General features: G+C 69.5%; 8 protein-coding genes and 1 pseudogene. 1 reads left to right on the top strand and 8 read right to left on the bottom strand.

Annotated elements, in window-relative coordinates:
- The 7 genes and pseudogenes from VIG79_RS07700 to VIG79_RS07675 form a co-directional block, all read right to left on the bottom strand.
- The coding region (locus tag VIG79_RS07700; protein WP_331884230.1) for a flavodoxin domain-containing protein at window positions 1-678 on the bottom strand (678 nt) is incomplete at its 3' end.
- A 13-nt stretch (window positions 679-691) separates the two neighbouring features.
- Window positions 692-997, bottom strand: a pseudogene (locus tag VIG79_RS19770) (zinc-binding dehydrogenase); the annotation flags it as partial.
- Complete coding sequence (locus VIG79_RS07695; RefSeq protein WP_331884227.1) at window positions 913-1,323, bottom strand: alcohol dehydrogenase catalytic domain-containing protein; 411 nt, start codon at window positions 1,321-1,323, stop codon at window positions 913-915. The gene VIG79_RS07695 and the pseudogene VIG79_RS19770, both read right to left, overlap by 85 nt.
- A 26-nt stretch (window positions 1,324-1,349) precedes the next feature.
- Complete coding sequence (locus tag VIG79_RS07690) at window positions 1,350-1,829, bottom strand: pyridoxamine 5'-phosphate oxidase family protein (protein ID WP_331884224.1); 480 nt, start codon at window positions 1,827-1,829, stop codon at window positions 1,350-1,352.
- A gap of 51 nt (window positions 1,830-1,880) precedes the next feature.
- Window positions 1,881-2,537, bottom strand: coding sequence for a response regulator transcription factor (locus VIG79_RS07685; RefSeq protein WP_331884221.1), 657 nt, complete (start codon window positions 2,535-2,537; stop codon window positions 1,881-1,883).
- Window positions 2,534-3,235, bottom strand: a complete 702-nt coding sequence (locus VIG79_RS07680) for a CBS domain-containing protein (RefSeq protein ID WP_331884218.1) — start codon at window positions 3,233-3,235, stop codon at window positions 2,534-2,536. Before VIG79_RS07680 ends, VIG79_RS07685 begins: the two co-directional genes overlap by 4 nt.
- Before the next feature lie 98 nt (window positions 3,236-3,333).
- Complete coding sequence (locus VIG79_RS07675; RefSeq protein WP_331884216.1) at window positions 3,334-5,067, bottom strand: GAF domain-containing sensor histidine kinase; 1,734 nt, start codon at window positions 5,065-5,067, stop codon at window positions 3,334-3,336.
- Window positions 5,068-5,163: 96 nt separating this feature from the next.
- On the opposite strand from VIG79_RS07675, the gene VIG79_RS07670 reads away from it, so the two are divergent.
- Window positions 5,164-5,613 carry a hypothetical protein gene (locus tag VIG79_RS07670; protein WP_331884214.1) on the top strand — a complete coding sequence of 150 codons (450 nt, stop codon included), beginning with the start codon at window positions 5,164-5,166 and terminating at the stop codon, window positions 5,611-5,613.
- 85 nt (window positions 5,614-5,698) lie between these two features.
- On the opposite strand, the gene VIG79_RS07665 is transcribed toward VIG79_RS07670, so the two are convergent.
- Entirely contained in the window at window positions 5,699-6,976 is a 1,278-nt protein-coding gene (locus VIG79_RS07665; protein WP_331884212.1) for a GAF domain-containing protein, read from the bottom strand.
- Between the last annotated feature and the right edge of the window lie 665 nt (window positions 6,977-7,641).

Raw genomic sequence — 7,641 nt, 5'->3', positions numbered from 1 at the left:
CCGGGCGAGCTCGCCGCCGAGGAGAGGGCCGGTGGTGCCGTCGACCCGGAACGAGACCGGCTCCTGCGCCTGCATGAGTCCCTTGTGGGCGAGCGAGTGGGCGATCTTGTGCGCCGCAGACCCTGGTACCCACCGCTGCTTCACGTGGGTGTCGAACGCGGCCGTTCTCGTCCTGGGCGACAGGAGAACCAGTGCGGCCAGCCACTCCCGGACCCCGAGGTCGCCCGAGATGACCGGCGTGATCGTCTCCTTCTGGGCCGCGTGGCGAGTGTCCGGCGTGGACAACCCGAAGGCATGAGTGGGCGCGCCGATCACCAGCAGCTCGACATCCTTGTCGATCACGGTCGGAGCGTCGCCCACCTCGACGACGGTGCAGCGAGTCGACCGCGAGAGGCCGTCAGCGACGGCCTCCGCGATCTGGCGAGTCGCGCCGAACATCGACTCATAGACGACAAGGGCGTTCTTCATGACCTTCTCCTCCCCGGTTAGGACGACCTTGAGGGCGCCGGAGTGCCCCGCGTCGGCGAACACCTCGTACGCCTGCAGCAGGTCGTCCAAGGGGAACCGATGGGTGATGAGCGGAGCCATGTCGAGCTGGCCGCACTTGACGAGCCGGATCAGCGTCGGCTCGAGTAGGTGTCCACGAGGCCCGTCGTGATCGTGACGTTGCGGATCCACAGGTCCTCGAGGTGCAGCGTCGCCGGGGGGCGCCGTGGACGCCGACGTTGGCCACGCGCCCACCGGGCCGGACGATGGCGGTGCAGAGCTCGAAGGTCTCCGGAAGGCCGACCGCCTCGATAGCCACGTCGGCCCCGAGTCCGTCGGTGAGGTCCTGGACCAGCGCGATCGCGTCGGCACCGGAGGCGGAGGTGGTCACGTCAGCCGGCGCCCTTGGCCGCGAGTAGCCGCGACTCAGAGCCCACGGGCCCCGCTCCCGGCGAAGCGAACTCGGACGTACTCGGCCTGCGTGCCGTCGATCCGGTGACCGAGGATCCATCCCCCACCCCCGAGACACTGTCCGTACTGGCCGGCCCGACAGAATCGGCAGGCGCCGCAGGACGAGATGCAGGAGACGAGGACCCGGTCGCCGACGCGGCGCCGAGTCACGGAGGAACCGACCTCTTCGATCGTCCCGACGGCCTCGTGCCCGAGGACGCGTCCACGGTCGACGGTCGGGACGTCACCCTTGAGAATGTGCAGGTCGGTGCCGCAGATCGTCACCGCGTCGACGCGCACCACGGCGTCGTTCGGCTCGAGGACGGTGGGCTTCGGCACGTCGTCCCATGAGGGACGGCCAGGACCGGTGTAGACGGCTGCTTTCATCGAAACTTCTTGTTAGGGAATGTCGTTCAGACGTTCGAGGGATGGTCGCTACGCGAGTTCGAGGCGTCCGGGTCCGGCTGAGGTGTGGTGAAGCCACCCTCGACGACGAACCGGCGCCCCGTGACGCTCGCGGGCTCGAGGCGCACGAACCGGGGCTTCCGGCCCGGCTGCCACGGGGACAGGGGAAGGCGTAGCGCCCGGAGGATCTCGTCGACCTCCCAGATCTCGTTGGCCCGGCCCTTGACGACGACGCTCCACGCCTTGGCGGAGCCCACGTCGTACCCGTCCACCTCGAAGGCGACCTCACGGTCCTTCGTGGCCGCGAGCTTGGTGCCGGCGGAGGTGCGGAACACGATGGACCCGTGGTCCACCACCGGGTTCACCGGGAAGATGTCCGGACGGCCCTCCACGACCACGGCCAAGCGGCCGACCACGCTGTCACGCAGCAGCTCCCAGCACTCCATGGTGGACAGCACCTCGACGTCAGCGGGCTCATGAGTGGTCATACCTCGAGACTCTCGGCCAGACCTCCCGCCGGACAGGGCCGAAGGTCCCGGTCAGGGCAGCTGGTCCCGCTTGATCCCACCCTCATGGGTGGCCGCGAAGACGGCCGCCTGCGTCCGCCGTTCCATGCCGAGCTTGGCCAGGACGGACGTCACGTAGTTCTTCACCGTCTTCTCCGCGAGGAACATCTCCTCACCGATCTGACGGTTCGTCTGGCCGGCGGCGATGTGCGCGAGAATGCGGCGCTCCTGCGGTGTCAGCACACGGAGCTGTGGGTCGGCGTCCCCGTGGACGCGCCACGTCTCGACGAGCCGGTGCGCCTGCGCGGTGTCCAACAGGTTCTCGCCGGCCGCGATCCGACGGATGGCGTCGACCAGACCGTTGCCGCGGACGTCCTTGAGGAGGAAGCCGGATGCGCCGGCGAGCACCGCGGTGGTCAGGGCGTGCTCGTCGTCGTAGGAGGTCAGGACGAGTCCTTTGATGGTCGGGTCCACCGATCGCACCTCCCGGCACGCGTCGATTCCCGACCCGTCGGGGAGACGGGCATCGAAGATGGCGACGTCCGGCCGTAGCGACGGTATGCGCCGGGCTGCCTCCTTGGCCGACGCCGACTCACCGATGACCTCGATGTCGTCGGTCGCCTCGAGCAGCTCCCGCAGGCCACGGCGGACGATCTCGTGGTCGTCCAGGAGGAAGACGCGAATGGTCACAGCTGGTCCACTCCTGTCCCGCTCGAGGGAGGACAGACCCAGGTGTCCACCGACCATGGGGACGCCGTGGACCGTGTTGTCCCTTCGGCTGACACGTCGTGGCGTCGGGGCTCCGTCAGCCTGATCGTTCGCACGCCGATCACCGTGGCGGCCAAGGACGCCGCGGCGTCTCCCTGGCGATCCGGGCCGTGCCCGGTGATGGTGACGACCCCTTGGGTCACGGTGGCCTGCCAACTCGGGTCGAGGTCCGCCAGGAGCCGGTTCACGTCGTCCTGGATCTCGTCGTCGTCTCGGGACATGGCACGGATGATGTCGCTGCGGCTGACCACGCCGACGAGCTCGTCGCCCCGCATCACCGGAAGGCATTTCCAGGCCGTGCGCCGGAACAGTGCGGCCACCTCGGCGACGTCGGCGTGCTCCGACGTCGTCTGCGGAGGGCTCGACATGAGCTCGAAAACGGTTCTCGGCGCCGACCCCGCGACGACGGGAGGGGCCGGGCGAAGGTGAGCGCGTGGGTCCAGCGGTTCGGGCAGCGCCAGCAGGTCGACCTCGCTCACGACGCCGACTAACCGGTTCTCGGCGTCCACCACGGGGAGCATCGTCAGCCGTCGCCGCGCCAGTAGCGACATGACGACCTGGGGGGACGTGTCCGCCCGAACGGTGACCACCGGGCTCGTCATGATCTCGCCGACCAACATCCCCGCTCCTTCAGCACGAACTAAGCCACCATCCGACCTCCCCAGCATGGGGTAGGGACCCCGACCGTACGGGGGGACCAAGGTCCCGATCCCTGTCGTCATCTCGGAGCGCGCCACCGCAACACGGTGCCGCGTGGGCTCTCCGGAAGGATGTCGAACGTCCCACCGCGCGCCGTCGCTCGCTCCGCCAGGTTGACCAGCCCTCCCCGGGCTCGTCGTGGGTCGACACCACCGCCGTCGTCGGAGACCACGACGCATACCGACTCGTCGTCCACAGCGACTCGCACGTCGAGCCGGTCGGCGCCGGCGTGCTTCGCGGCGTTGGCCAGTCCCTCCCGCACCACGGCGAGCACATCGGACGCGACGACCGGCGACAGCTCGTCGACGGGACCCTCGATGTCGAGTGTCGGGACGAAGCCCAAGGCCTCGGAGGAGGAGCTGGCCAGTGCCTCGAGACGCGCGGACGTCTCGGCCGGACGGACTGGGCGATGCAGCTGGTAGATCGCCTGCCGGATCTCCTTGATGGCCGCGTCGATGTCGTCGACGGCGTCCTCGATCCGTGGCTGGACCGCAGGATGCGTCGCCAACCGGCCTGCGGACTGCAAGGACAGACCGGTAGCGAAGAGGCGTTGGATGACGTGATCGTGCATGTCTCGGGCGATGCGGTCCCGGTCGTCCAGCAGCGCCATGAGGGCACGGTCCTTCTGCGCCCGCCCGGCCAGCAGAGCCAGCCCGGCCTGCTGGGCGAAGTCGGTCAGCGACGGCATCGACTCGCGGGGCAGCCCTTCGGCCTCCTCGTCCCAGGAGACGACGAGTACGCCGCCGTCCCCGTGGCCCGGGGGTAGGGGCAGGACCGCCGTCGGCCCGACTCCGGCCGGGCCGATCGCCGCGATGATCTCCTGACGCCACGGGGTCGTCTCGGCCGGGGTGGCCGGCGCCAGAAGGATCGGCTGCTTCGCCGACCGGACCTCGGTCCACATCGGGGCTACGAGCCTGGCGGCCGAGGCGACCGGCCTGCCCTGGCCCTCTGCTCGCGCCTCAGCGCAAACCTCGAGCTCGCGGTCGTTTCCTACGAGCGCAACGAGACTCGCGGAAGCCCGACTGAGCACGAGAGCGTGATGCGCCACGAGGCCGAGTGCGGCGTCCTCGTCCTCGCGTTCCAGGAGGAGCTGGGTGATCTCGGAGACGGCGTCCGACCATCGCCGCTGACGCTGAGTGGAGTCGAACAGCCGTGCGTTCTCGATCGTCACACCCGCCGCGGCGGCGAGCGCCACGAGGATGGCCTCGTCCTCTTCGGTAAAGCCGCCCCCGGTTCCCTGCTTCTCGGCCATGTAGAGGTTGCCGAAGACCTCGTCCCGGATCCGGATGGGCGTCCCCAGGAACGTGTGCATCTCCGGGTGGTTCGGTGGGAAACCGTAGGACTCAGGATGCTCGGCGATGTCCTGGAGCCGTCGTGGCTGGGGGTCACGGATGAGCAGCCCGAGAATGCCGTGGCCCCGCGGCGGGTGACCGATCCTGGCGCGCTCCTCCGTCGAGACGCCCCGGGTGACGAACTCGATGAGCCGCTCGCCGTCGCTGCTGATGACGCCCAGGGCGCCGTAGCGCGCGTCGACAAGTGCCGTGGCCGACTCGACGATCCGTCCGAGGACCTCGGCCAGGTCCAGGTCGGCACTCATCGCGACGACGGCGTCGAGGAGCTGGCGCATCCGGTCCTGGGCCTGGCGCGCCGCGCTGGCCCGTGCTCTCAGCTCGTCGACCAGGTCGTCCAGATCAAGCGAGTGGGCACCAGGCCACGACGACGAGATGGAGGGCGCCTCGTCTGGTGATCCCACGGAGACGATGGTATGTGCGGGCCGACGTTCGAGCGGTCGGCGAGAGGGGACCTTGGACTCTGACGGCGGCCGGTCCGGCCGACGCATGGTGGACGCGTGACGACGACGCTTCGAGACACCCATCGGTTCGGCTATCCGTCGCGGCAGCCGGCGGAGGTGGTCGCTGTGCTGGTCGATGACGGTTCGGCCCGAGCCGTCGCGTCCGTCGCCGTCCAGGAGGCCGTGGGGCGCGACGCACCCGTACGGTTTCTGCAGGTCGTGCCCACCTACCACCACGACGAGGGCAGCGGGCTCGCCGAGGACCGGATGTTTCGCGCCGCCCTCCTCGCCCTGCACGGCCACCCCCGTACGCACAGCGTCTTCGAGGTCGTCCGCAGCGATCCCACGGCCGCCGTCCGCACCAGGTCGCGGGACGCCGCCCTCGTCGTGGTCGGGGTCGACGAGGAGCGAGACGTTCCGGAAGGGCCTTCGCTGGCGAACCGGTGCCGCACCGTGGCGAGCTGCCCAGTACAAACGGTGCCGATCCCGATCGACCCGTTCGGTTGAGCGTTCTCCAGGCGCATGATGGACCGCTCACGCTGACGTGGACTGGAAGCGGCTCGATATCCCCGCGATCGGCCCTCGTCGACCCCTACGGCGCCTGCGGGGACGGGCGCCCCTGTTCGATCCGGAAGATCGTGGAGCGGATCTGGTCGATCGTCTGATCCAGGGTGTCCATGTACTCGACGAGGCGTTGCTTCTGCTCGGGGGCCGGCACTCGGTCGACCATGGCGGCGAGGCCCAATCCGACGGCGAACAGCTGGTGGATGACGTGGTCATGCAGGTCGGCGGCGATCCTGTCGTGGTCCTCGAGAAGAAGCAGCACCTCGCGGTCCTTGCGAGCCTGCTCCAGTTCCAGCGCCACGCCGGCCTGGGTCGCGAAGCTGGCCAGCTGGTCCCGGTCGGCGGCCGTGAAGCGGGGCCGACCGGCGACCCGGCCCAAGGTCAGGGCCCCGGTGGTGGTCTGGGCGACGGTGCGCAGCGGGACGCCGACGGCGCTCGTCACCTGAGTGGCCGGATCCCCGGACGCCGCCGCGCGGTACTCGGATACGTAGTCGTCGGTGAGGACCGCCTCGCCGGCTGAGATTACCCGAGCAGCCAGACCACCCTCGCCGGGCACGATGTGGTCGTCCGACGGTATGCCCATGGCCGCGACGACGCGTAGGCCGGAACCCGGCTCGGACAGGACGAAGGCGGCGGAGTCGGCCTGCGCGCCGAGGGCGGCATACCGCAGTACTAAGGCCAACGGCGACTCGTCCGAACCTTCGAACAGCTTTTGGGTCAGTTCGCTGGACGCCAACAGCCATCGGCGCTGCTGCTCGGTCTCGTCGAACAGACGCGCGTTCGCGATCGCTACCCCGGCGGTGGCCGCCAATGCAGTGACGAGCTGTTCGTCGTCGACGCTGAACGACCCGTTGACGCTCTCGGTCAGATACAAGTTGCCGAAGACCTGGTCTCGGACCCGGATCGGAACGCCGAGGAAGCTCTTCATGGGCGGGTGGTCCTTCGGGAACCCGACCGACATGGGGTGATCAGCCAATTCGCCGAGCCGGACCGGCTCGGGATGGTCAATCAGGAGGCCCAGGATGCCGTCACCCTCAGGCAAGTGGCCGATGCGCGCGACCTGCTCGGCGCCCATTCCAGTGTGGATGAACTCCTCGAGGACCCCGTCCCGGACCACGCCAAGCGCCGCGTACCGAGCCTGGACGAGGTCGCGCGCGGACGAGACGATCTGGCGCAGCACAACCGGCAGACTCAGGTCCCCCACCACCCCAGCGTTCGCCCGGAGGAGCTGCCGAAGCCGCCCTTGAGCGGCCAAGACGTCCTGGGCACGGGCGGTGAGCTGGTCGATCACCTCCTCCAGCTCCATCCGAGGAACGTCCGGAAACCACAGTTCCGTGTTCGCGGGCACCGGTGAACCCTCAGTGCCGGCCTGGCGAGGCGGCTGGTTCGCGTCTCTCACGACGTGTCCAGCGTCGGGCGACATCGACTCAGCGCTCGCCCGAGCAGCATCCTCCGCAGCCGCCACGCTTCACCCCGTTCCCAGAAGGCGCGATGTCGCTGCTCGTTGGACCCAGAGTGGACAAGGAGATCCCGCGACGCCCGCTGTTAGCTCCCGGAAGACGACCGTCAGTCGCCCCCCGCGGGCTGCGGGTCGTCGTGACACCTCGCGTGAGGGGGCCACCGACCCATGCGGCCCACTATCGCCCTCCCAGCCGGCCACGACAAGCGATTCCGACAGGCACGGTGACGACCGGAGATGGCCTACGAGGTTGCCCGGCGTCGCCGTGGTCGGCGCGAGCGTGCTCGCGAGGCGCCGGCGCGTGCGCGCCTGTCGCCGCTCGGGATGTCGGATCAGGATGGTGTAGAGAGCACGAGGTGATGCGGATGGTTCTGTCACGCGACCTGCAGCGCCGCGCCCAGATCGCGGCCGGAGCGGTGAGCAGCCTGGAAGATGTCCCCATGCGGGCGTGGGTGGTCGAGACACCTGGTCCGGTCGACACCGGCCCACTGGTCCGGATCCACCGGCCGACC

Origin of the sequence: Lapillicoccus sp. (assembly GCF_036559105.1) — a bacterium.
Lineage (GTDB): Bacteria > Actinomycetota > Actinomycetes > Actinomycetales > Dermatophilaceae > Lapillicoccus.
Note: the sequence above shows the minus strand (reverse complement) of the source record. Positions and strands in the feature narration are given on the sequence as shown.

What these genes read in the sequence shown, in the direction of transcription:
- VIG79_RS07680 (WP_331884218.1), bottom strand. Translation starts at nt 3,235, where the DNA reads ATGTTGGTCGGCGAGATCATGACGAGCCCGGTGGTCACCGTTCGGGCG.
- VIG79_RS07695 (WP_331884227.1), bottom strand. Translation starts at nt 1,323, where the DNA reads ATGAAAGCAGCCGTCTACACCGGTCCTGGCCGTCCCTCATGGGACGAC.
- VIG79_RS07690 (WP_331884224.1), bottom strand. Translation starts at nt 1,829, where the DNA reads ATGACCACTCATGAGCCCGCTGACGTCGAGGTGCTGTCCACCATGGAG.
- VIG79_RS07665 (WP_331884212.1), bottom strand. Translation starts at nt 6,976, where the DNA reads ATGGAGCTGGAGGAGGTGATCGACCAGCTCACCGCCCGTGCCCAGGAC.